General features: G+C 74.6%; 21 protein-coding genes. 10 read left to right on the top strand and 11 right to left on the bottom strand.

Annotated features, from left to right (window positions below):
• Window positions 1-50: 50 nt before the first annotated feature.
• Window positions 51-1232: a fatty acid biosynthesis transcriptional regulator FasR gene (gene fasR, locus ACZ60W_RS21855; RefSeq protein ID WP_469757005.1), complete on the bottom strand. Its 1182-nt coding sequence runs from the start codon at window positions 1230-1232 to the stop codon at window positions 51-53.
• Between the two features lie 94 nt (window positions 1233-1326).
• Here fasR and ACZ60W_RS21860 point away from each other — a divergent pair, with 94 nt between their 5' ends.
• The gene (locus ACZ60W_RS21860) at window positions 1327-2046 is read left to right on the top strand and encodes a pirin family protein (protein WP_469757006.1); all 720 of its coding nucleotides are present in this window, start codon (window positions 1327-1329) and stop codon (window positions 2044-2046) included.
• 4 nt (window positions 2047-2050) lie between these two features.
• Here the strand turns inward: ACZ60W_RS21860 and ACZ60W_RS21865 are convergent, their stop codons facing one another.
• On the bottom strand, window positions 2051-3235 hold the full coding sequence (locus tag ACZ60W_RS21865; protein ID WP_469757007.1) for a L,D-transpeptidase: 1185 nt from the start codon (window positions 3233-3235) through the stop codon (window positions 2051-2053).
• A gap of 207 nt (window positions 3236-3442) precedes the next feature.
• On the opposite strand from ACZ60W_RS21865, the gene ACZ60W_RS21870 reads away from it, so the two are divergent.
• From ACZ60W_RS21870 to ACZ60W_RS21890, 5 genes are all read left to right on the top strand, one after another.
• Window positions 3443-4633 (top strand): lipid II:glycine glycyltransferase FemX, encoded by a 1191-nt coding sequence (locus ACZ60W_RS21870; RefSeq protein WP_469757008.1) that lies wholly within the window; start codon window positions 3443-3445, stop codon window positions 4631-4633.
• Entirely contained in the window at window positions 4630-6240 is a 1611-nt protein-coding gene (gene murJ, locus ACZ60W_RS21875) for a murein biosynthesis integral membrane protein MurJ (protein ID WP_469757009.1), read from the top strand. The genes ACZ60W_RS21870 and murJ overlap by 4 nt, the downstream gene beginning before the upstream one ends.
• Window positions 6241-6316: 76 nt before the next feature.
• A complete protein-coding gene (locus ACZ60W_RS21880; protein WP_469757010.1) occupies window positions 6317-7000 on the top strand; it encodes a response regulator in 684 nt (227 codons plus the stop codon).
• An 8-nt stretch (window positions 7001-7008) separates the two neighbouring features.
• Complete coding sequence (locus tag ACZ60W_RS21885) at window positions 7009-8547, top strand: ATP-binding protein (protein ID WP_469757011.1); 1539 nt, start codon at window positions 7009-7011, stop codon at window positions 8545-8547.
• Window positions 8544-9128 (top strand): hypothetical protein, encoded by a 585-nt coding sequence (locus ACZ60W_RS21890; RefSeq protein WP_469757012.1) that lies wholly within the window; start codon window positions 8544-8546, stop codon window positions 9126-9128. Before ACZ60W_RS21885 ends, ACZ60W_RS21890 begins: the two co-directional genes overlap by 4 nt.
• A gap of 35 nt (window positions 9129-9163) precedes the next feature.
• Here ACZ60W_RS21890 and ACZ60W_RS21895 read toward each other — a convergent pair whose 3' ends face one another.
• Entirely contained in the window at window positions 9164-9994 is an 831-nt protein-coding gene (locus tag ACZ60W_RS21895; protein ID WP_469757013.1) for a serine hydrolase domain-containing protein, read from the bottom strand.
• Window positions 9995-10045: 51 nt separating this feature from the next.
• Between ACZ60W_RS21895 and ACZ60W_RS21900 the strand changes: the two genes are divergently transcribed.
• Window positions 10046-10465 carry a MerR family transcriptional regulator gene (locus tag ACZ60W_RS21900; RefSeq protein WP_469757014.1) on the top strand — a complete coding sequence of 140 codons (420 nt, stop codon included), beginning with the start codon at window positions 10046-10048 and terminating at the stop codon, window positions 10463-10465.
• Window positions 10462-11484 carry an aldo/keto reductase gene (locus ACZ60W_RS21905; protein ID WP_469757015.1) on the top strand — a complete coding sequence of 341 codons (1023 nt, stop codon included), beginning with the start codon at window positions 10462-10464 and terminating at the stop codon, window positions 11482-11484. The genes ACZ60W_RS21900 and ACZ60W_RS21905 overlap by 4 nt, the downstream gene beginning before the upstream one ends.
• 58 nt (window positions 11485-11542) lie before the next feature.
• Here ACZ60W_RS21905 and ACZ60W_RS21910 read toward each other — a convergent pair whose 3' ends face one another.
• The 7 genes from ACZ60W_RS21910 to ACZ60W_RS21940 all read right to left on the bottom strand — a co-directional run bounded on the left by ACZ60W_RS21910 (window position 11543) and on the right by ACZ60W_RS21940 (window position 19118).
• Window positions 11543-12760 (bottom strand): acyltransferase family protein, encoded by a 1218-nt coding sequence (locus ACZ60W_RS21910; protein WP_469757016.1) that lies wholly within the window; start codon window positions 12758-12760, stop codon window positions 11543-11545.
• Window positions 12757-13737, bottom strand: a complete 981-nt coding sequence (locus ACZ60W_RS21915) for an alpha/beta hydrolase (RefSeq protein WP_469757017.1) — start codon at window positions 13735-13737, stop codon at window positions 12757-12759. The genes ACZ60W_RS21910 and ACZ60W_RS21915 overlap by 4 nt, the downstream gene beginning before the upstream one ends.
• A 209-nt stretch (window positions 13738-13946) precedes the next feature.
• Window positions 13947-14633 carry a response regulator gene (locus ACZ60W_RS21920; RefSeq protein WP_469757018.1) on the bottom strand — a complete coding sequence of 229 codons (687 nt, stop codon included), beginning with the start codon at window positions 14631-14633 and terminating at the stop codon, window positions 13947-13949.
• Entirely contained in the window at window positions 14630-16051 is a 1422-nt protein-coding gene (locus tag ACZ60W_RS21925) for a sensor histidine kinase (protein ID WP_469757019.1), read from the bottom strand. The genes ACZ60W_RS21920 and ACZ60W_RS21925 overlap by 4 nt, the downstream gene beginning before the upstream one ends.
• Window positions 16052-16148: 97 nt before the next feature.
• Window positions 16149-17147, bottom strand: a complete 999-nt coding sequence (locus ACZ60W_RS21930) for a DUF4429 domain-containing protein (protein ID WP_469757020.1) — start codon at window positions 17145-17147, stop codon at window positions 16149-16151.
• A 74-nt stretch (window positions 17148-17221) separates the two neighbouring features.
• The gene (locus ACZ60W_RS21935; protein ID WP_469757021.1) at window positions 17222-18433 is read right to left on the bottom strand and encodes an alpha/beta hydrolase; all 1212 of its coding nucleotides are present in this window, start codon (window positions 18431-18433) and stop codon (window positions 17222-17224) included.
• 25 nt (window positions 18434-18458) lie between these two features.
• On the bottom strand, window positions 18459-19118 hold the full coding sequence (locus tag ACZ60W_RS21940; protein WP_469757022.1) for a TetR/AcrR family transcriptional regulator: 660 nt from the start codon (window positions 19116-19118) through the stop codon (window positions 18459-18461).
• 116 nt (window positions 19119-19234) lie between these two features.
• On the opposite strand from ACZ60W_RS21940, the gene ACZ60W_RS21945 reads away from it, so the two are divergent.
• Entirely contained in the window at window positions 19235-20860 is a 1626-nt protein-coding gene (locus ACZ60W_RS21945; protein WP_469757023.1) for an MFS transporter, read from the top strand.
• 126 nt (window positions 20861-20986) lie between these two features.
• Entirely contained in the window at window positions 20987-21427 is a 441-nt protein-coding gene (locus tag ACZ60W_RS21950; RefSeq protein ID WP_469757024.1) for a peptidase inhibitor family I36 protein, read from the top strand.
• Here the strand turns inward: ACZ60W_RS21950 and ACZ60W_RS21955 are convergent.
• A complete protein-coding gene (locus ACZ60W_RS21955) occupies window positions 21408-22178 on the bottom strand; it encodes a potassium channel family protein (RefSeq protein WP_469757025.1) in 771 nt (256 codons plus the stop codon). The two genes, ACZ60W_RS21950 and ACZ60W_RS21955, sit on opposite strands and share 20 nt — an antisense overlap.
• Window positions 22179-22230: the final 52 nt, after the last annotated feature.

Raw genomic sequence — 22230 nt, forward strand, 5'->3', positions numbered from 1 at the left:
GGGACAAGGACGAAGAACCGTCGGGGGAATTGTTGGTGTTCGACAAAAGTCTAGGACTGCGGATCACCGTCGGCCAAGCGCCCCAGGATGAGGGCGATCCGCAGGGTGAAGGCCGAGCGGACGTCGGAGGGTGACCAGCCGGTGACGTCGGTCACACGTCGAAGCCGGTAGCGCACGGTGTTCGGGTGGACGAAGAGCATCCTCGCCGCGCCTTCCAGGCTGCTCGCCTGTTCCAGATAGACACTGAGAGTTTCCAGAAGCGCCGAGCCCGCTTCCTCCAGCGGTCTGTAGATCTCCTCCACCAGCTGTTCGCGTGCCGAAGGGTCGGAGGCGATGGCGCGCTCCGGCAGGAGATCGTCCGCGAGCACCGGGCGCGGCGCGTCCTGCCACGCCGAGCACGCCTTGAGCCCGGCCGCCGCGGCCTGCGCGGAGCGGGTCGCCGCCAGCAGGTCGGGGACGACGGGGCCGGCCACGACGGGACCCGCCGCGTAGGGCCCGATCAGCGCCTTCGCCACGGCCAGCGGATTGTCGTTGCCGCCCGCGATGACGACGAGCCGGTTGCCGAGGACGCCGGTGAGGACCTGGAGCTTGGCGTGCCGGGCGGCCCGGCGGATCGCCTCCACCGTCAGTTCGCTGTCGCCGTCGGGGGCGGTGCCGAGGACCACGCAGACGTGGTCGGGCGAGTTCCAGCCGAGCGCGGCGGCCCGGGAGACGGCCCCCTCGTCGGCCTCGCCGGAGAGCACCGCGTTCACGACGAGCGACTCCAGCCGCGCGTCCCAGGCGCCGCGGGCCTCGGCGGCCTGCGCGTACACCTGGGCCGTGGCGAAGGCGATCTCCCGGGCGTAGACGAGCAGCGCCTCGCGGAGCACGGACTCGTCGCCGGGGGCGGCGACCTCCTCGATCGCGGACTCCATGACCTCGATCGTGGTGCGGACCATCTCGACGGTCTGGCGCAGGGTGATGGCCCTGGTCAGCTCGCGGGGCGCGGTGCCGAAGACGTCCGTCGAGATCGCCTGGGGGGTCTCGGGGTGCCGGAACCACTCCGTGAACGCGGCGATGCCGGCCTGGGCGACCAAGCCGATCCACGACCGGTTCTCGGGCGGCATCGCGCGGTACCACGGCAGCGTCTCGTCCATGCGGGCGATGGCGCCGGCGGCGAGCCGCCCGGAGGACTGTTCGAGGCGCTTCAGGGTCGCGGAGTGCGGATGAGCGGCGTTCACGGGTTCTGGCACGGGGACAAGACTGCCTTATCGGGACGCCCGCATGCGGGGTCGGGGCGGTTTGGCCTCCGGATCGCCCGTCGGTCCCCCGGATACGGTAGGGCCCGTGATACGCATCCAGCGCGCGGCGGAGCGGTACCCCGGCGGCGACCCGGCGGCCGGCGTCGAGACCCGGCACGCCCTGTCCTTCGGGCCGCACTACGACCCCGACAACCTCCGCTTCGGCGCCCTCCTCGCCTGCAACGAGGAGCGGCTCGCGCCCGGCGCGGGCTTCGACGAGCACCCGCACAGCGACACCGAGATCGTCACCTGGGTCGTCGAGGGCGCACTCACCCACCGCGACTCCGCCGGCCACGGGACGGTCGTCCGCCCCGGCGACCTCCAGCACCTGCGGTCCGCCGGCGGCGTCCGGCACGTCGAGCGCAACGACGCCGGCGTCCCCCTGGTCTTCGTCCAGATGTGGCTGGCCCCGTCGGCGCCCGGCGGGGAGCCCTCGTACGCGGTGGTGCGCGGGCTCGGGGAGGTGTACGACCTGCCGGCCGCGGACGCCCGGCTGCACGTCCGCCGTCTCGGACCGGGCGACGCGTCCGCCGTGCCGGACGCCGATCTCGTCTACGTCCACGTGGTCCGGGGCAGCGTCCGCCTCGGCGACGGCGACCTCGCCGAGGTCCTACGCCCCGGCGACGCGGCCCGCCTCACCGACGCCGGCGCCCTCGGCCTCGCGGCGGCGGCTCAGGACACGGCCGCGGCGACCGGCCCGGAGGACACGGTCGCCGCGGAGGTGCTGCTCTGGGAGATGAGGGACCGGCGCAGGACGCGGGGCTGAGGCGTCAGCGCAGGGCGCTCTTCTCCTGCCACTGCGCCCAGCTCAGGTTCCAGGCCCCGTAGCCGTTGCCCTCGGCGACGACGCCCTTGGTCTCGGCGCCCTTGATCTCGAAGGGGTCGCCGACGTTCACCGAGGCGTAGAAGGAGGCCGCGTTCTCGTCGCTCATGCCGATGCAGCCGGAGCTCTTGTTGGCCTTGCCGAAGTAGGGCCCGTTCCACGGGGCCGCGTGCGCGTACATGCCCGACCAGGTCAGCCGCATCGAGTAGTCGACCATCTTGTCGTAGGCGTCGCCGAGGCCCACCGTCTCCGAGTTCATGTTGATGGTCCCCTCCTTCGCCATCAGCACGGCCGTGCCCCGCCAGGACCGCTTGTCGCCGCCGGGCGTGCCGCCGGAGACCGGGATCGTCCGCACGGCGCGGCCGTCGCGGACCACGGTCAGCCGGTGGGCGTCCAGATCGACCTTCACGATCTGCGAGGAGCCGACGGTGAAGCCGGTGCGGTAGTCGCGGACGAACCAACCGCCACCCGAGTCCGTGCCGTTCAGGTCCGCCGCGAGGGAGACCTTCGTGCCCGGCTTCCAGTAGTCCTTCGGCCGCCAGTCGGCCCGGTCACGGCCCGAGTAGTCCTTCACCCAGCCCCAGGAACCCTCGGTCCCGTTCGACGTCGTGACCTTCAACTGCCGCTCCACGTCCGCCTTCCGCGTCACCGGCAGGTCGAAGACGATCGACAGCGGATGCCCGATGCCCACGGTCGTGTTCTTGCCGGGCGCCAGCGTCACCTTGTTGACCTTCTCCGGCTTCGGCGTGGTGAACGACGACCGGGTCGTCGACTCCTTGCCGTCGCCCGAACGGGAGGTCACCTCCACCGCGTACGAGGTCCCCGGCGCCGCCTTGCGGTCCGACACCCAGCTCGTGCCGCCCGCCCCCGTACGCCCCGTCAGCGTCCCGCCGTCCCCGTCGACGACCTTCACCGCGGCGATCGTCCCGCCCGTGGCGGTCACCTTCACCGGAGTGCCGGCCACCGGATCGGCCACCGTCACCTTCGCCGGTGCCGCCGCGGCGGGAGCCCCCGCCCCGGAACCGCCGCCGTCCGCCGCCTGCGCCGTACAGGCGGTCAGGGAGGCGACGAGCGCGGCGGCCGCGAGGACGGGACGGGAAGCGTGCGGACGGCGTGTGCGTATCGGCAGCACGGAAGACCTCCGTGGAGAGGGAAGAAAGGCGGGATGTCCGGACTCTAGAACGGCACGCCCGGCCGCGGGGCGCCCGCGGCCCCATGTGACAGGGGCTGGGTCACAACCGTCACCGTCCGGTCACATACGACGCGCACACCCGTCGAACGGGGCTGTGAACCTGCTGTGCGCCCCACGACCGAGGGGCGGAACAAGGAGGCTCCCGTTGTGTCAGCGCTGCTCGTGACGGCCGCACCCACCGACCGCCGCGCCCCCGCGGGCCCGGTCAGGCTCGGCCCCGTGACCCCCGAGGCGTACCGCGCGTTCCTCGCCTCCCGGCCCGCCACCGAGGACGGGCCCAGCTTCCTCCAACTCCCCTCCTGGGCCCAGGTGAAGGACGGCTGGTGCCACCAGCTCGTCGGCTGGGGACCCGAGTCCGGCGGACTCACCGGCGTCGCCCTCGTCCTGCTCCGGCCCTTCCCCGGCACCCGCAAGTACTTCGCCTACCTCCCCGAAGGGCCCGTCGCCGACTGGGCCGACCCCGACCTCGACGGCTGGCTCGGACCGCTCCTCGGCCACCTGCGCGCCTCCGGCGCCTTCGCCGTGCGCATCGGCCCCGGACCCGCCTACCGCCGCTGGAACGCCGCCACCGTCAAGGCCGCCACCGGCCCCGGCCGCCGCCTCGCCGACGTCCTCGCCGACCGGGTCGACCCGCTCGGCACCGCCGTCGCCGAACGCCTCCGCGCCCGCGGCTGGCGCAAGTGCGGCGGCGACTCCGAGGACGGCGCCGACGCCCAGCCCCGCCACGTCTTCCAGGTCCCGCTCGCCGGCCGCTCCGCCGACGACCTCTGGTCCGGCCTCAACCAGGAATGGCGCCGCAACGTCCGCAAGGCCCGCAAGTCCGGCGTCGAGATCACCCTCGGATCCGCCGCCGACCTCCCCGAGTTCTACCGGCTGCTCCGCATCACCGAGGAACGCGACGGCTTCCGCCTCGGCCGCTCCCTCGCCTACTACGAGCGCCAGTACGCCGTCCTCAACGCCGAACAGCCCGGCCGCATGAAGCTCTACCTCGCCCGCCACGAGGGCGAGATCCTCGCCGCCCACACCATGCTCACCGTCGGCGGCCGCGTCTGGTACCAGACCGGCGCCTCCGCCGACCACCGCCGCGAGGTCCGCCCCTCCAACGCCCTCCAGTGGCGCATGATGCTCGACGCCCACGCCGTCGGCGCCGCCGTCTACGACCTGCGCGGGGTACCCTCCACCCTCGATCCGGACGACCGCGCCCACGGGCTGCTGCGCTGGAAGCTCGGCACGGGCGGACAGGTCGTCGAGACGCTGGGGGAGTGGGAGATTCCGATGCAGGGCACGACCAACCAGGCGCTCCACCGCGCCTTCCAGGCCTACATGGCCCGTCGATGACGGCGACCCTCACCGCCGCACCGGCGGAGCGGAAGTCCTCCCCGCTGCGCAGCGGCGCCCTCATGGCCGCCGGCTCGCTCGTCTCCCGCGCCACCGGATTCGTCCGCGCCTCCGTCGTCGCCGCCGCCCTCGGCGCGGGGTACGTCGCCGACGGCTACGCGGTCGGCAACTCCGTCCCCACCATCGTCTACATGCTGCTCCTCGGCGGCGCGCTCAACGCCGTCTTCGTCCCCGAACTGGTCAAGGCCGCCAAGGAACACGAGGACGGCGGCGTCGCCTACACCGACCGCCTCCTCACCCTCTGCGCGCTCGCCCTCACCGCCCTGACCGTCGGCGCGGTGCTCGCCGCCCCCCTGATCGTCGACCTCTACACCGACTACACGGGCGCCCAGCGCGCGATGACCCTCGCCTTCACCCGCGCCTGCCTGCCGCAGATCCTCTTCCTCGGCCTCTTCACCCTGCTCGGCCAGGTCCTCAACGCCCGCGGCCGGTTCGGCGCCATGATGTGGACCCCCGTCCTCAACAACGTCGTGGTCGTCGCCGTCTTCGCCCTCTTCCTCGTCGTCAGCGACGGCGGCACCCTCACCCCCGGCGAGACCGCGCTCCTCGGCTGGGGGACCACCGCCGGCATCGCCCTGCAGGCCCTCGCCCTCGTCCCCTCGCTGCGCGCCGCCGGATTCCGCTGGCGCCCCCGCCTCGACTGGCGCGGCAGCGGCCTCTCCGCGCCCCTGCGCGCCGCCGGCTGGCTCGTGCTCCTCGTCCTCACCAACCAGGCCGCCTACTGGGTGACCACGCTGCTCGCCACCTCCACCGGACTCGGCACCGACGGCGGCGCGGGCCTCGCCGCGTACAACAACGCCTACCTGCTGTGGACCGTCCCGCACGGCATCATCACCGTCTCCCTCGTCACCGCGCTGCTGCCCCGGATGAGCGGCGCCGCCGCCGACGGCGACCTCGCGGGCGTCCGCCGCGACATCTCCTACGCCCTGCGGACCAGCGCGGCGGCCATCGTGCCCGCCGCCTGCGCCCTCCTCGCCCTCGCCGTCCCGCTGATGACCGTCGTCTTCCGGTACGGGGCGACCGGCGCCGACGACATCCGCGCCATGGCCTGGATCCTCATGGCCTTCGCCCCCGGCCTCGTCGCGCTCTCCGGCCAGTACGTCTGCACCCGCGCCTTCTACGCCCTGCGCGACACCCGCACCCCGTTCCTCCTCAACCTCGTCATCGTCGCCCTCAACGCCGGGCTCTCCCTCACCGCCTACCGCCTCCTCCCGCCCGAGTGGGCCGTCGCCGGCATGGCCGCCGCGTACTCCCTCGCCCTCTGGGCCGGCTGGGCCGTCACGGCCTGGGTCCTGCGGCGGCGGCTCCGCGACACCCCCTCCGGAGGCTCCGCCTCCGCGCTGGCCCGGCTGCTCGTCGCCGCCGTGCCGGCCACCGGGTACGCGCTCTTCGTCGTCGGCCTCGCCGACGTCGCCGGTCCCGTCGTCTCCGGCCTCGCGGGTGCGGGCACGCTCCTCGCCACCTTCGCCCTCCTCGCCCGCCCCCTGCGCCTCACCGAACTCCACACCCTCCTCACCACCACGACCGCCCGCCTCCGCCGCCCCTGACGGCTCGGCCCCCTCCGTGTGGGCCCCCAGCCCCCCGACCCCCCGACCACTCGAACAAGCTTGGGATACTTCACGGATGCCCCGCGTGCTGCTGATAGAAGACGACCCCTCCGTCCGCGAGGGCGTCGAGCTCGGCCTGCGCCGCCGAGGCCACGAGGTCCGTACCGCGCCGACCGGCGAGGCGGGTCTCGCGGCGCTGGGGGAGTTCCGGCCGGACCTGCTGCTGCTGGACCTGATGCTGCCGGGGATGAACGGGGTACAGGTCTGCCGCCGCGTCAGGGAGAGCAGCCAGCTGCCGATCATCATGCTGACCGCGCGCGGCGACGACTTCGACGTGGTCGTCGGGCTGGAGGCGGGCGCGGACGACTACATCGTGAAGCCCGCCCGGACGGAGGTCATCGAGGCGAGGATCCGGGCGGTGCTGCGCCGGATCGAGGAGCCGGGGACGGGGCGGCCGGCCGTGGAGTTCCACGGGGAGCTGGCGATCGACCGGTCCGGCCTCACGGTGGCGAAGGCGGGCGAGCGGATCGCCCTGGCGCCGTCCGAGATGAAGCTGCTGCTGCATCTGACGGCCGCGCCGGAGCAGGTGTTCAGCCGGCAGCAGCTGCTGGAGCACGTGTGGGAGCACAGCTACCACGGGGACGCCCGGCTGGTCGACGCGTGCGTCCGCCGGCTGCGGAACAAGATCGAGGACACCCCGGGCGAGCCCCGCTACATCCAGACGCTGCGCGGGTTCGGCTACCGCTTCGGCCCGCTGTGAAGGTCTGTGTGGGCCCGGAGCCCGACGCGCCGGACGCCCGGTGGGCTCCGGGCGGGGAGACCGGAGCGACGGAGAGGCCCGCGGGCCGCCGCCGCAAGGCCCGCGCGCCCCGGCTGCGCCCGCACCCCTTCGGCCTGCGGACCCGGCTGGTCCTGGCGTTCCTGCTGGTCGCCGCCGTCGGCTGCGGGACGACGGCCGCGCTGACGTACCGGGCGGCCCGGAACGCGATCCTGGAGCAGACGCAGGACACAGCCGTCTCCGCGTTCCGCGAGCAGGTCGACGCGCTGAACATCACCCTGCCCGTCGAGGGCTCCGCGCTGCGGGACTCGCTCCTGCACATCGCCCGGCAGGGCAAGCCGCGCCCGTGGCGGGTGTACGCCGAGTACGGCTCGATCCGGGTCTCGTCCGCCGACCGGCCCACCTCCTCCGTGATCACCCCGGAGCTGAGGGCGCGGGCGACGGCCCGGGTGGAGACGCCGCACGGCAGCTTCCAGCGGGTGGTGAAGGGCGGCACGCCGTATCTGACGATCGCCGTCCCGGCGGTCTTCCGGACGCACGCGACGGCGGGAACCGCCCAGCCGACCGGCCTCGTCTTCTACGCGGTGATGGAGCTGGACGAGGAGGAGGCCAACATCGAGGCCATGGTCGCGGCCGCCCGCGACGGCGCCCTCCCGGCGCTCGCCGTGGCCCTCGTCCCGGCACTGATCGCGGCGCGCGGCGTGCTGCGCCCGGTGCGGGAGCTGCGGCACGCGGCGCACAGCATGGGGCGCGGCCGGCTGGACACCCGTATCCACGCCAAGGGCAGCGACGAACTCTCGGACCTGGCGCGCACGTTCAACGAGTCCGCCGCGGCGCTGGAGCGTTCCGTCACCGAGCTGAGGGAGGCCGAGGCGCGGGCCCGCCGCTTCGCCTCGGACGTCTCGCACGAACTGCGGACCCCGCTCGCCGGGATGCTCGCGGTCACCGAGGTCCTCGACGAGGACGCCGACTCCCTGGACAGCGACACGGCCCGGGCGGTCCGTCTGATCAGCGCCGAGACCGGCAAGCTGGCGGTGCTGGTCGAGGACCTGATGGAGATCTCCCGCTTCGACGCGCGGGCCGCCGAGCTCCACACGGACGAGGTCGACGCCGCCGACTGCGTGCGCAAGACCCTCCAGAACCGGCACTGGACCGATCCGGCGCAGGTCGTCCCGCACCTGGAGGAGGGGATCAGGGCCCGGCTGGACCCGCGCCGCTTCGACGTGGTCGTCGCCAACCTCGTCGGCAACGCGCTGCGGCACGGGGCCGCGCCGGTCACGGTCAGGCTGTACGCCGAGGGGGACGTGCTCGTGACGGAGGTCGCCGACCGGGGGCCGGGCATCCGCCCGGACGTCCTGCCGCACGTCTTCGACCGCTTCTACAAGGCCGACGAGGCCCGTACCCGCTCGGCCGGCAGCGGTCTCGGCCTCGCGATCACCCTGGAGAACGTGCGTCTGCACGGGGGCACCGTCGAGGCCGCCGCCCACCCCGGGGGAGGCGCGGTCTTCACCGTGCGGATGCCGCGGTGAACCGCCGGACGACGGCCGCCGCGGCGGTGCTCGGGCTGCTGGCGCTCACGGCCTGCGGCATCCAGAAGAGCGATGTCGTCGAGGCCGGCGGGGCGGCCACCGTCGCGGTCGCCCCCGCTCCCGGCCTGGGCCGGGTGGTGCTCTACTTCCTGGGGCCGGACGGCCGGATCCTGCCCTCGGTCCGCGACCTGAGCAGCCCGTTCTCCCCCGGCTGGTCGCCGCCGGACCAGAGCGGCGGCGCCACGGGCACGGAGACCGGACGGCGCGAGCCGATCGTGACCGACAAGGTGCTCGCCATGCTCCTGAACGGTCCCAGCGGTGCCGAGACGGCGGCGGGGCTGACCACGGGGCTGCCCCGCTTCGGGGCCGGCCTGCACAGCGAGGTGGACAAGGCCGCCGGGGTCACCGACGGGCGCCGTCTCCTGCGGCTGACCTCGCCGTTCGCCGTCGGGGAGCTGTCGGACGAGGCCGTGCAGCAGCTGGTGTGCACGAGCGTGTTCGCCGAGGACCCGGCCGGCATGCTGGAGGTGGCCCTGACCGGCCCGGACGGCACCCTGCCCGCCGCCCGCTGCGAGGTCTGACCGGAGCCGTCCGGTACGGAGCCGTCCGGCGTCCGTCAGCCCGCGCGCAGCTCCGCCAGGACGGCGTCCGTGAAAGGCGGCCACGCCTCGACGGCCCAGGGCCCGAAGGGCCGGTCGGTGAGGGCGACGCACGCGGCGCGCGCGTCGGGGTCGATCCAGAGGAAGGTGCCGGACTGCCCGAAGTGGCCGAAGGTGCGCGGCGAGGACGTGGCGCCCGTCCAGTGCGGCGTCTTGGAGTCGCGGATCTCGAAGCCGAGGCCCCAGTCGTTGGGCCGCTGGTGGCCGTAGCCGGGGAGGATGCCGGTGAGACCGGGGTACGTGACGGTCATGGCGTCCAGGACGGTCCGCGCGTCGAGCAGCCGCGGCGCCTGCACCTCGGCGGCGAAGCGCACCAGGTCGTCGACGGTCGACACGCCGTCCTTGGCGGGCGAGCCCTCCAGGGTCGTCGACGTCATGCCGAGGGGCTCCAGGACGGCCTGGTGCAGGTAGTCGGAGAAGGGGATGTCGGTGGCCTTGGCGACGTGGTCGCCGAGGGCCTCGAAGCCGGTGTTGGAGTAGATGCGCCTCGCTCCGGGCGCCGCCATGACGCGGTTCTCGTCGAAGGCGAGCCCGGAGGTGTGGGCGAGCAGGTGGCGCACGGTCGCGCCCTCGGGGCCGGCCGGCTCGTCGAGGTCGATCGCCCCCTCCTCGTACGCGACGAGGACCGCGTACGCCGCGAGCGGCTTGGTGACGGAGGCGAGCGGGAAGCGCCGCCCGGTGGGGCCGTGCGTCCCGGCCAGGGTGCCGTCCGCGCGGACGACGGCGGCCGCCGCGGTGGGGACGGGCCAGTTCTCGATCGACGCCAGGCTCGGCACGCTGCTCTGCATGGGGCCGAGCCTACTTGCTTCGAGTGCACTCCAACGTTTTAGCGTGGGGGCATGAGCGCGATCGCGAGCACGGCCACGCGTCCCGACGGCACCCGGGCGCACTACACCATCAGCGAGGTCGCCGCCCTGACCGGGCTGTCGGCGCACACCCTGCGCTGGTACGAGCGGATCGGTCTGATGCCGCACGTCGACCGTTCGCACACGGGCCAGCGGCGCTTCACCGAGCGCGACCTCGGATGGCTGGCCTTCGTCGGCAAGCTGCGGCTGACCGGCATGCCGGTCGCCGACATGGTCCGGTACGCCGAACTCGTCCGCGAGGGCGACCACACCCGGGACGCGCGGCGCGAGCTGCTGGAGACCACCCGGCGCGACGTCCTCGCCCGGATCACCGAGCTCCAGGACACGCTCGCCGTGCTCGACGTCAAGATCGGCCACTACGGCAGTACTGCATGCGGAGGCACCACGTCATGACCAGCGTGAACAGGATCGACACCGTACGTCTCGGCCAGGACGGGCCCGAGATCGGCGTCCAGGGCTTCGGAGCCATGGGCATCAGCGAGTTCTACGGCGACACCGACGAGGCCGCGGCCCGCGACACGCTCGAAGCGGCGCTGGAGGCCGGCGTCACCCTGATCGACACCGCCGACATCTACGGCAGCGGCGCCAACGAGGAGTTCCTCGCGCCCTTCCTCGCCGCCCACCGCGACGAGGTCACCCTCGCCACGAAGTTCGCCATAGAGCGGCGCGCCGACGACCCGGCCTACCGGGCCGTCCGCAACGACCCCGCCTACATCCGCAAGGCCGCCGAGGACAGCCTCCGCCGGCTCGGGATCGAGACCATCGACCTCTACTACATGCACCGCCGTGACCCGGAGATCCCCCTCGCCGAGTCCGTCGGCGCGATGGCCGAACTCGTCCGGGAGGGCAAGGTCCGCCGGCTCGGCCTGAGCGAGGTCACCGGACCCGAGCTGCGCGAGGCCCACGCGGTGCACCCGATCGCCGCCCTCCAGTCGGAGTGGTCGCTCTTCTCCCGGGACGTGGAGCGCAGCGCCGTCGGCGCCGCCGCCGAGCTGGGCGTGACCTTCGTGCCGTACTCGCCGCTCGGCCGCGGGTTCCTCACCGGCGCCTTCGCGGACGCCGCCAAGGAGCTGTCGGGCGGCGACTTCCGCCGCCACCAGCCCCGGTTCACCGGCGAGAACGCCGAGCGGAACGCCGCGCTCCTCGACCCGGTCCGCAAGATCGCCGCCGCGCACGGGGCGACGCCCGCGCAGATCGCGCTCGCCTGGGTCCAGCAGCGGGCCGCCGTCCACGGCCTCACCGTCGTCCCCATCCCCGGCACCCGCAAGCGCTCCCGGCTCCTGGAGAACGCCGCGGCCACCCGCATCACCCTCACCGACGCCGAACTGGCCGAACTGGAGCCGATCGCCGGCCTGGTCGCGGGCGACCGCTACCCGGACATGCGCTCCACCTCGGTCGAGCGGGAGGTCTGAGCCGCCCCGGCGGCCCCGCCGGACCCCGGGCGGGCGGCGGCTCCGGGCCGCCGCCCGCTCACGCCAGCCCCAGGGCGAAGACCGCGAAGCCCGCCGCGAGCAGCCCCGCCGCGGTGCGGCGGGCCGGGCCGGTCCTCGCCCACGGGGACTCGAAGCCCCGCGCGAACCGGCCGATCAGGACGAGGAGGCCGGCGAAGACCGGCATCCACGCCAGCCGGGCGAGGATCCAGCCGGCCGAGTCCGGCGCGCCGACGAGGCCCGGGACCTGGCCGAGGTACGAGGCGGGGACCGCGGCCGTGAGCATCGCCGTCTGGTGCCAGCACAGGATCGTCATCGCCGACAGGTTGACGATCACGACGGGCGCCCAGAGCGCGGGGCGCCGCAGGAGCCGGCCGAGCCGGTCGCGGAGCAGGACCGCCGCGCCGCTCTGTACGGCGGCGAGGGCCAGGACCAGCAGCGACGGCGGGTGCGAGTTGGTGCGGGCCTCGCCCGGCACGCCGACCATCGACGACGGGTAGCCGAAGAGGAGCAGCAGGGCGGCGAAGAGCGCGGCCCCGCCGAGCAGCAGCCACCGGGCGTGGCGCCGGGTGACCCGGCCCTCGCCCCACGCCACGCCGAGCTGGTAGGCGAAGAGCCAGCCGGGCAGGATGTTCAGCAGGCTCAGCCAGGACGGCACGGCCTCGGCGTACGGCCCGTAGCGCAGGAAGTCCACGACGGCGACCGTGCCGAGCAGCGGTGCCGCGGCCCACACCCCGAGGCGCCGGGCGGCCCGGACGCAGTACGGGGTGAGGGCGGTGACCACCGTGTACACCCCGACGAACCACAGGGGCTGGACCACCAGCGTCGAGGCCGTCCGCAGGGTGTCCACGGGCACCCCGGCGCCGAAGTGCAGCAACGGCAGCAGCGCCGCCCACACGGCGGTGACGCCGAGCACCGGGCGGCCGAGCCGGGCGAGCCGCCCCTTGAGCCACGCGCCCGTGGAGCCCTCGTGGCGCCGGTAGGACAGGACCGAGGCGTACCCGCCGACGAGGAAGAAGATCCCCAGCATCTGGAGGACCCAGCTGACCGGGGCGAGGCCGGCGAAGGCGCCGAGCGGGCTCGCGTTGTGGAGGGCCCCGTCGGCGGAGAGGGTGAAGCCGCCGAGCAGCCAGTGCCCGGTCGGCACGGCGAGCAGCGCGAGGGCGCGGAGCCCGTCGATCGCCCGGTCGCGGTGGGCGGGGGTGCCGGACTCGATCGTCGCGGCGGCCTTGCGGGCCTGGGTGGCGAGGCCGCTCATCGGACGTCCCCCTCGGCGATCGCGGCGAAGGCGCGCAGGGAGCCGGTGCCGGGCGCGAAGTAGCCGCCGTGGCCGACGGCGTCGTCGGCCGGGATCCGGCGGGCCCCGAAGGCCGGGTCGGTCGGGTCGGTGCCGTGCCCGAGCCCGGCGACCTCGACGTGGGGGACCCGGTCGATCCAGTCGGTGGGGTCCTTCGCCGCCCAGACGCGGGCGGAGGTGCCGAGCCCGGCGACGTTCCCGGCGCGCATCCCGGGGGAGCCGAACACCACGAGGTCCCGGGCCTTCAGGCCGTGCGCCGCGAGACCGCAGACCACGGAGCCGTAGCTGTGGCAGAACACCGAGGGCTCCGCGGCGCCGACCGCCGCCAGACCGTCCACGAACCGGGTCAGCCGCTCCGCGCCCGCCTCGGCGAGCCGGCCCGTGGCCGCGTCGAGGCCGACGCCCACCGGGGTGGTGTACCCGACCCAGGCGACGACCGCGGTACGGCCGCCGGTCTCCCGGCGCAGCGCGGTCGCCATGTCGGCGAGCGGCCGCAGGTGGCCGGCGTCCACGTCGGACCCGGGCACGAGGACCGCCACGTGCGCGGCCGCCGCCAGGTCCCCGTACACCAGGGCCACCTGGCCCCGGCCGCGCGGATCGCGGGCGAGCACCCGCGCCCCGTCCCCCTCCCCTCGGCCGTGCGGCCCGTTGGCCGCGTACCGCAGCTCCAGCGGAGCCCCGTCCAGGTTCCCGACGACCGTCGGATGGGCGCGGGCCAGCTCCCGCTGTCGTACGGGGCTCAGGCCCGCGAAGTACCGCGCCACCTCGGCCGGGCTCATCCGCTCCGGGTCCGGCAGCCCCGCGGCCCGCCACGCCCCCGTCCCGGCCGGCGCCCCCGTCACCGCCTCCTGGGTGTCGCCGGACGCCCAGCCGGCCGTCCCCACGATCGCGGTGGCCACCAGGGCCACGGTCGTCAGGGTCCTCGCAAAGCGGCCCATGGGTCGCCCTCCCTCTCCGGTTCTCGCTCGTTCGTCGGCGAGAGGAAGGTAGGAAGACGACGGGTGACGGCACGTCACACCGGGGGGCCAACTCCCGGCTGATACCGGGGTAGGGGGTGGACGAGGGACCCGCCCCCGCGGCGGGGTGGGGGTGTCCCCCCCCCCGGGTCCCCCCGGGGTCACCCCGGAGCGGCGCCCGCCGCCCCGGCTCAGCGGCCGGCGTCCCCCGGCGTGACCAGGCCCGACTCGTAGGCGAAGACCACGGCCTGCGCCCGGTCGCGCAGGTCCAGCTTGGCGAGGACCCGCCCGATGTGTGTCTTCACCGTCTGCTCGGCGAGGACCAGGTGGTCGGCGATCTCCTGGTTGGACAGGCCCCGGGCGATCAGCTCCAGGACCTCCGTCTCGCGCGGGGTGAGCCCGTTCAGCCGCAGCGCGGTGGTGTCCCGGCGCGGGGCGGGCCGGGACGCGGCGAAGTCGGCGATGAGGCGCCGGGTCACGGACGGCGCGAGGAGCGCCTCGCCGGCCGCCACCACCCGGACCGCCGCGATGAGGTCCGCGGGCGGCGCGTCCTTCAGGAGGAAGCCCGACGCGCCGGCGCGCAGCGCCTCGTACACGTAGTCGTCCACGTCGAAGGTCGTCAGCATCAGCACCCTGGGCCGGTGCACGACCCCGGCCGGCGGGTGCAGGATCTCCCGGGCCGCCGCGAGCCCGTCCATCTCCGGCATCCGCACGTCCATCAGGACCACGTCCGGGTGGGCCGAGCGCGCCACCTCCACGCCCCGGAGCCCGTCGGGGGCCTCGCCGACGACGTCGATGTCGGGCTGGGCGGCGAGCAGCGCGGCGAAACCCGCCCGCACCATGGCCTGGTCGTCGACGATGATCACGCGGATGGTCACTCGGGGTCCTCGCTGGTCGTGGCGGGCACCGGCCCGCCGGGGTCCGTGCCCGCGGCGGCGGACGGGGCCGGGTCCGGGGCCAGGGGCAGCCGTGCGGCCACCCGGAAGCCGCCGTCCGGCAGCGGCCCGGTGTCGAGCGTGCCGCCGGTCAACCGTACGCGCTCCCGCATGCCGACGAGCCCGTGCCCGGTGCCGGCCGCGCCGGGCTCCACCGCGGAACGCGCCTGAGCGGCGGGCCCGTTGACGACGAGGACCGTCAGCCGGCCGTCGTCCGCGCGGACCGACACCCGGGTCGGCGCCCCCGGCGCGTGCCGGACCACGTTCGCGAGCGCCTCCTGCACGATCCGGTACGCCGACAGTCCGACCGCCTGCGGCACCTCCCCGAGGTCGGCGGCGAGCCGCAGCTCGGCCGGCACCCCGGCCCGCACCGTCGCCTCGACCAGCTGCTGGAGCCGGTCGAGCCCCGGCTGCGGAGCCCGTTCGCCCTCGCCGCCGTCGCTGCGCAGCACCGCCAGCAGCCGCCGCATCTCGGACAGCGACTCGCGCGCGCTCGCCGCGATCGAGGTGAACTCCTCGCGGGCCGCGTCCGGGAGCCCCGGCACCCGGTACGGGGCCGACTCGGCCTGCACGGTGATCACCGACATGTGGTGGGCCACCACGTCGTGCAGTTCGCGCGCGATCCTGGCCCGCTCCTCCAGGAGCGTGCGGCGGGCCCGTTCGGCCTCGCTGATCGTCTCCTGCTCCGCGAGCCGCCGCTGGACGTCGCCCCGGGCACGGACCGCCGAGGCGAGCAGCAGCAGGACCCCGCTCAGCACCAGCAGCAGGGTGTGGACGCTCGTGTACCCCGCGGGCCGGAACGCCTCCAGGACGTACCCGGCGACCCCGGTGGCCAGCCACACGCCGAACAGCGCCCGGCGGGACTCGCGCAGACCGAGCGCGACCATCAGCGCGCAGTAGCCGATCAGGAGCGGCGGGGGCCAGGGCCAGTACTCCGCGCGCGTGCCGTCCGCGCCGAGCAGCACCAGCGCGCCCAGCACGTCGGCGGTGAAGACGATCCACCACGCCTGGAGCGGCCGGGCCACCGTGAGCAGCAGCGGCAGCGTCTGCGCGGTGCCGACGGCCCCGGCCAGGGCGCCGTTGACGCCGTAGTCCCCGATGAGCAGGACGACCGTGGAGGGCAGCAGCGCCCCGACGAAGGCCAGGGCGACCGCGTACGGCAGCAGCCGCACCCACCGCGAGGACGCGTCGGCGAGGAGCGGGGCCCCGGGCGCGGACGGGGTGGTCAGCGCCGCCCCGAGCCCCTGGAACACCTCGCTCGTCCGGGCGGCGAGCCGCCGGACGGCCGGTCCGCGGGCGCCGGGCCGCTCGGGGGAGCGGGGGAGGGGAGGGGGCGGCTCGGGCCGCTGTTCGGTAGCCATGACCCGCCCAGGGTAGGCAGCGACCCCGGTCCCCGACGTCATACCGGGGACCGGGGTGCGGCCTGATACCGGGGTATGACGCCGGGGCCGGGAGGGCTCAGAGCTCCGCGAGGAGCTCCGCCTTCTTCGCCGAGAACTCCGCGTCCGTCACGAGCCCCGCCTGGTGCAGCTCGCCCAGGTGCCGGATCCGCTCGGCGACCGCGCCGGGGTCGCGGTTCGTCAGGTCCCGCAGTCCGGCCGGCGCCGCGGCCGGGACCGGCACGCGCTCGGAACCGCGGTCCCGGATCGCGGCGAGGACCGCCGCCGCGAACGGCAGGGACACGTGCACCGGGCCGTAGCCCAGTGCGAGGACGACGGACGCCGGGTCCTGGTCGGGCTGCGCGGAGCGCGGGCCGCCGTCGCGGGGCACCAGCCGCAGGTACCCGTCGAGGCCCTCCGGCGAGCGCCACTCGACGCCGCAGAGGTCCCGGACGGAGAACGTCTGGTCGCCCGCCTTCCACTTCTCGGTGGAGGCGCCCGTCCAGGACCAGCGGAACGACACCTCCGACGTCCCGTCGAAGCTCGCCTTCCCGTCGTACGTCTTGAAGGACTGCGGCCCCTGCGGCGGCGCCACCAGGAAGCGGTCGACGGGCGCCGGAGCCGTCAGGAGCCGGTCCGCGGACGCCGGGGCCCCCGCGGCCCCGGCGTCCGTCCCGTCGCTCCGGCTCCCGCCCTCCGGACGGACCGCGCCGTCCGGCACCCGGACGCCCTCCGCCCCGTCCGACGGCAGGCGGGCCCGCAGTTCGTCCCGGTACAGCCCGGCGAGCGCCTCGCGGTCCGCCGGCAGCACCAGCCGGTACGGATCGCTCGCTTCCTTGAGCTGCCCGGCGGCCGCCTCCATCAGCGGATCGGCGCCCGGCCGCGGCACGGCGTGCAGCACGACGGTGCCCCGCTTGCCGGGCGTGAGCGTCACGGACGCCAACGCCTCGTGCGGTACTCGTCTTTCGCGCAGCGCCTGGAAGAGCCTCGGCGTGCGGATCCCCCGTTCGAAACGGATGAGGAGGGCGTCGCTCTCGAGCTCCCAGGTGGCATGAATTCCGGCCAGCACATCACCCATACGCCTCATCGTATGCGGCGCGTGCCGCTGCGTCGCCCCTGCGAAAGGTCCGGAAATCGAGGGATCTACGCGCGTCAGGAGGCTTCCGCGCCGGATATTCCGTCGTGACAGGCGCTGTCGGCACGGGCGCAGACCAGCCTCGGGAAGGCCCCGACCCCTATCGCCGCGAAGTTCCCGAGGCTCTCCGTGCCCGGCTCGAAATAGCCGCTGTGCCCGAGCGCCCCGTCCGCGGAGAGCAGTCGCGCGCCGAACTCCGGCGCCACCGGGTCGGCGCCGTGCCCGACCCCGCCCACCTCCAGGTGCGGCACGTCCGCGATCCAGTCGTCGGTGTCCCGCATCGCCCACACGCGCGCGTGGGTGGAGAGTTCGGTCGCGTGGTCCACCCGCATGCCGGGGCTCCCCGCCACCGCCAGGTCCGTCACCCGGGCGGGCAGCCGCGGCGCCGCGACCCCGCACAGCACGGAGCCGTAGCTGTGGCAGAACAGCGCCACGCGCGCGTCGCCCGGCAGCGCCGCGGTCAGCTCCAGGAGCCGGACCGCGCCCTGCTCCGCCAGCCTGCCGATCGCCGCGTCCACGCCGACCCCGACGGGCGCGGTGTAGTCGGCCCAGGCGATGACCGCGACCCGCGTGCGGGGCGAGGCCCGGCGCTCGGCGGCGAACAGGGCCTCGGCCATGCCGGCGGGAGCCCCGTACCGGCCGTGGGTCTTCTGGAAGGTGAGGAGGTTGGTGTCGACGCCGGGCACGATCACCGAGACGTTCCCGGCCCGCTCCAGGTCCCCGAGGACCTCGGCCGTCCGTCCCGTGCCCGTCGGGTCGAAGGCCAGGATCTGGCGGCCCGGCCGCATCAGCGAGGCGAAGCGGTCGAGGCGGCGGCGCGCCTCGTGCCGGCCCTCGGCGGACAGCCGGGCGTCGCCGACCCGGCCCCGCTCGGCGGCGAGCGCCCGGCCGAGGGTGATCCGGTTGGCGCGGTAGCGCAGACCGACCGGGGCGCCGTTGAGGTTGCCGACGACCAGCGGGTGCCGCTCCGCGAGCCGGGTCCCGCGCGCGGTGCCGAGCCCGGCGAAGAACGCGGCGACCGTGCGGGCCGGCGCGGTCGCGGGGTCGGGCAGCGGACGGTGGTCGATCCGGTCGCGCGCCCAGGCGGCGAGCGCCGCCCCGCGGGACGGCCCCGGGACGGGCCGGTGCCGGATCGTGGTCCACCCCGTGGTCGCGAGCAGCACGAACACCACCGCGAGCGCGAGCAGGGCGCGCGTGACGGTGAGGGTGGGGGAGGCGTCGGAGGTCACGGGGCGCCACCCTACGGGGCGCGGGTCAGCGGGCGGAGCCGAGCCCCTCGTCGTCCCGGTCCCGCCAGCGCGGGGCGAGCGCGGGGCCGAGGTGGTCGAGGTACTCCTCGGTGAGGGCGCGGATGGTGTCCAGGCTCTGGTCCGACCCCCGGCCCCAGATCTGCCCGGTGACCCGCATCACGCCGCTGAACGCCGCCACCGCGATCCGGGGGCGCGGGTCCTCGTCGACGTCGACGCCCTCGCGGGCCGCGATGATGCCGGCGAGGGCCTCCTCCACCTCCGTGGAGCGGCGCAGATGGACGGCGAGCAGCGCGGGCGTGGACTCGATCAGGCGGAAGGTCCGCAGGTACAGCTCGACCGGGACGACCTCGGTGATCGCGTCGCCGATGGTGTCCCAGGCGGCGAGGACGGCGTTGCGGAGCGCGTCGAGCGGGCCCTCCTGCGGCGGCCGCTCCCCGAGGGTGCGGACGAAGCGCTCCTCCACCATCTGCTGGAGGGCGAAGGCGACCTCCTCCTTGGAGGAGAAGTAGCGGAAGAAGGTGCGCTGGGAGACCTCGACGGCCTCGACGATCTCGTCGACGGTGGTGGCCTCGTACCCCTGGGTGGTGAACAGCTCCAGGGCCACCCGGGTCAGCGCGTCGCGCGTGCGCTGCTTCTTCCGCTCGCGCAGGCCGGGCACGGTCACGTCAGGTCCTCGTTTCCGCCGAACAGTCCGGCTCAGGGTACCTGTGAGCTACGTGACAGTTACCGACGCGTGAACCGCTTTGTCAATTGTCAGCGACTGTCACTAACCTCCTCCGTATGACTAGTCAGACCACCGTGGAAAAGACCCCGCAGGGTCGGGGGGACGTCCGGGAACCCGACCAGGGCCCGGCGAAGGGACTGCGCGGCCACCCGTGGCTGACCCTGTTCGGCGTCGCCGTGGGCGTCATGATGGTGGCCCTCGACGGCACCATCGTCGCCATCGCCAACCCCGCCATCAAGACCGACCTCGGCGCCTCGCTCGCCCAGGTCCAGTGGATCACCAACGGCTACCTGCTCGCGCTCGCCGTCGCCCTGATCACCGCCGGCAAGCTCGGCGACCGCTTCGGCCACCGCCAGACCTTCCTCATCGGCATCGCCGGCTTCGCCGCCGCCTCCGGCGCGATCGGCCTGTCCGACTCCATCGGCGCCGTCATCGCCTTCCGCGTCCTCCAGGGCCTCTTCGGCGCCCTGCTGATGCCGGCCGCCCTCGGCCTGCTCCGCGCCACCTTCCCGGCCGAGAAGCTGAACATGGCCATCGGCATCTGGGGCATGGTCATCGGCGCCTCCACGGCCGGCGGCCCGATCGTCGGCGGCCTGCTCGTCGAGCACGTCAGCTGGCAGTCCGTCTTCTTCGTCAACGTGCCGGTGGGCGTCGTCGCCCTCGTCCTCGGCCTGCTCATCCTGAAGGACCACCGCGCCGAGAACGCGCCGCGCTCCTTCGACGTCCTCGGCATCCTGCTGCTCTCCGGCGCCATGGCCTCCCTCGTCTGGAGCCTCATCAAGGCCGGCGAGTCCTGGGGCTGGACCAGCGGGAAGACCTGGGGCTGCCTGATCGGCGCGCTGCTGCTGTTCGCGGTCTTCGCCTTCTGGGAGACCAAGGTCAAGGAGCCGCTCGTCCCGCTCGGCATGTTCCGCTCCGTGCCGCTCTCGGCCGGCGTGGTCCTGATGGTCCTGATGGCCTTCGCCTTCATGGGCGGCCTGTTCTTCGTGACGTTCTACCTCCAGGGCGTCAAGGGACTCAGCCCCGTCGACAGCGGTCTGCACCTGCTGCCGCTGACCGCGATGATGATCGTCTCCTCGCCGCTGGCCGGCGCGCTCATCACCAAGTTCGGCCCCCGCGTCCCGCTGGTCGGCGGCATGGTCTGCACGGCGATCGCGATGTTCGGCATGATCACGCTCTCGGCCGGCACCGGCACCTTCGTCATGTCCCTCTGGTTCGCCCTCCTCGGCCTGGGCCTCGCGCCCGTCATGGTCGGCGCCACCGAGGTCATCGTCGGCAACGCGCCGCTGGAGCTCTCCGGCGTCGCGGGCGGTCTGCAGCAGGCCGCGATGCAGGTCGGCGGCGCGCTCGGCACGGCCGTGCTCGGCGCCGTCATGTCCTCCAAGGTCTCCGGCGTGTTCGCGGAGAACTGGAAGGAGGCCGGCATCCCGGTCCCGGCCGACCCGCGGCTGGAGCAGGCGGCCGAGTTCGGCATGGCCCCGCCGGAGATGGCGAAGGCGCCGGGGATGACCCCCGACCTCTTCGACAAGATCTCCGGGGTCATCCACGACACCTTCCTCGACGGCATGGGCCTGGCCTTCACCGTCGCAGGCGTCGTCGCCGTCGTCGCGGCCCTCGTCGCCACGCTCACCAAGCGCGGCGAGAACGCGGACGCGGGCGGCGGCATGGGCGGTCACATCTGACGCCCGTCAGGGTTCCCGTAGGGGGCCGTCACCCGTTCGCGTGAACGGGCGGCGGCCCCCTTCCGCTGCCGGGGGAGCTCCGTCATGATCGTGATTACAGAGAGTGACGAAACGGGGTTCATCAGCATGTATACGAAGACCTTCCTCACCGCGGCGGCCGTCCTGACCACGGTCCTGGCCACCACCTCCCTGACCGCGTCCGGCGCCGGGCCGGCCCACGCGGCCCCACCGGGCCAGGGGCGCGCCGCCCCGGCGGCCCCGGCGCCCGCGACGGCGGGCACCGTGCTCGGGCCCTGCGGACCGGGCCGCCTCTGCCTCTGGTCCAAGCCCGACTTCAGGGGCCGGGCCCAGACGCACGAGCTGGCCACCACCGACCTCGACAGCTGCGTCGCCCTGCCGGCCGGCACCTCGGCCCAGTCGCTGGCCAACCGCACCGGACGGCCCGTCACCACCTACCAGTCCGCCGAGTGCGCCGAGGCGGGGGAGTTCGAGACCTATCCCGGCCGCGGGACCTGGGTGCCGCAGACGCCGTACGAGGTCAGGGCGTTCAAGATCTGGGAGCGATAGGCGCGGCGAGGTCCTGCGCCCCCTCCGGTGGGGGGGGGGGGACGGGGGGGGGGGGGGGGGCCACCTCCGCGCGCAGCTCGCGGACCTCCAGGGTCAGCGCCTCCAGGAGCTCCGTCTGCCGGCGCTCCACTGCGTCGTCCCGGTCGAAGCGGGCGATGAACCAGGCCGCGATGTTCGCCGTGACGACACCGAGCAGGGCGATGCCCGAGAGCATCAGCCCCACCGCGAGGATCCGGCCGAGGCCGGTCGTCGGCGCGTGGTCGCCGTAGCCGACCGTCGTCATCGTGGTGAACGACCACCACACCGCGTCCCCGAGCGTCTTGATGTTGCCGTTCGGGGCGTCCCGCTCGACGTGCAGCACGGCCAGCGAGCCGAACATCATCAGCCCGACCACCGCGCCCGCCACATAGGTGGTGAGCGTTATCTGCGGGGCCATCCGGGCCCGCCGGCCCACGAGGAGGAGGGTGGAGACCACCCGCAGCAGCCGCAGCGGCTGCACCATCGGCAGCAGCACCGCCAGCAGGTCCACGGGATGGGAGCGGACGAACGCCCAGCGGGCCGGGGCGAGCCCGAGCCGCACCAGGTAGTCCAGGGCGAAGGCGCCCCACACCGTCCACTCCACGTGGGTGCACAGCCGGTGCACCCACGGGTCGGCGCCGGGCGCGACGATCGGCACGGCGTACGCGATGCCGAACGCGACGGCCAGCACCAGCAGCGGCACCTGCGTGCGCTCTTCCCAGCGATCCCTCATGCCGGGCATCGTAGAGAACGCCGAAGGGCGGCGGGACCACCCGGTCCCACCG

It is taken from the genome of Streptomyces sp. NPDC104202 (assembly GCF_055584185.1).

Bases quoted from the DNA above. Each gene is read 5' to 3' on its own strand.
- murJ (WP_469757009.1), top strand. From the start codon at position 4,630: ATGACGGCGACCCTCACCGCCGCACCGGCGGAGCGGAAGTCCTCCCCG.
- ACZ60W_RS21880 (WP_469757010.1), top strand. From the start codon at position 6,317: ATGCCCCGCGTGCTGCTGATAGAAGACGACCCCTCCGTCCGCGAGGGC.
- ACZ60W_RS21895 (WP_469757013.1), bottom strand. From the start codon at position 9,994: ATGCAGAGCAGCGTGCCGAGCCTGGCGTCGATCGAGAACTGGCCCGTC.
- ACZ60W_RS21900 (WP_469757014.1), top strand. From the start codon at position 10,046: ATGAGCGCGATCGCGAGCACGGCCACGCGTCCCGACGGCACCCGGGCG.
- ACZ60W_RS21905 (WP_469757015.1), top strand. From the start codon at position 10,462: ATGACCAGCGTGAACAGGATCGACACCGTACGTCTCGGCCAGGACGGG.
- ACZ60W_RS21910 (WP_469757016.1), bottom strand. From the start codon at position 12,760: ATGAGCGGCCTCGCCACCCAGGCCCGCAAGGCCGCCGCGACGATCGAG.
- ACZ60W_RS21915 (WP_469757017.1), bottom strand. From the start codon at position 13,737: ATGGGCCGCTTTGCGAGGACCCTGACGACCGTGGCCCTGGTGGCCACC.
- ACZ60W_RS21925 (WP_469757019.1), bottom strand. From the start codon at position 16,051: ATGGCTACCGAACAGCGGCCCGAGCCGCCCCCTCCCCTCCCCCGCTCC.
- ACZ60W_RS21930 (WP_469757020.1), bottom strand. From the start codon at position 17,147: ATGGGTGATGTGCTGGCCGGAATTCATGCCACCTGGGAGCTCGAGAGC.
- ACZ60W_RS21945 (WP_469757023.1), top strand. From the start codon at position 19,235: ATGACTAGTCAGACCACCGTGGAAAAGACCCCGCAGGGTCGGGGGGAC.
- ACZ60W_RS21950 (WP_469757024.1), top strand. From the start codon at position 20,987: ATGTATACGAAGACCTTCCTCACCGCGGCGGCCGTCCTGACCACGGTC.
- ACZ60W_RS21955 (WP_469757025.1), bottom strand. From the start codon at position 22,178: ATGAGGGATCGCTGGGAAGAGCGCACGCAGGTGCCGCTGCTGGTGCTG.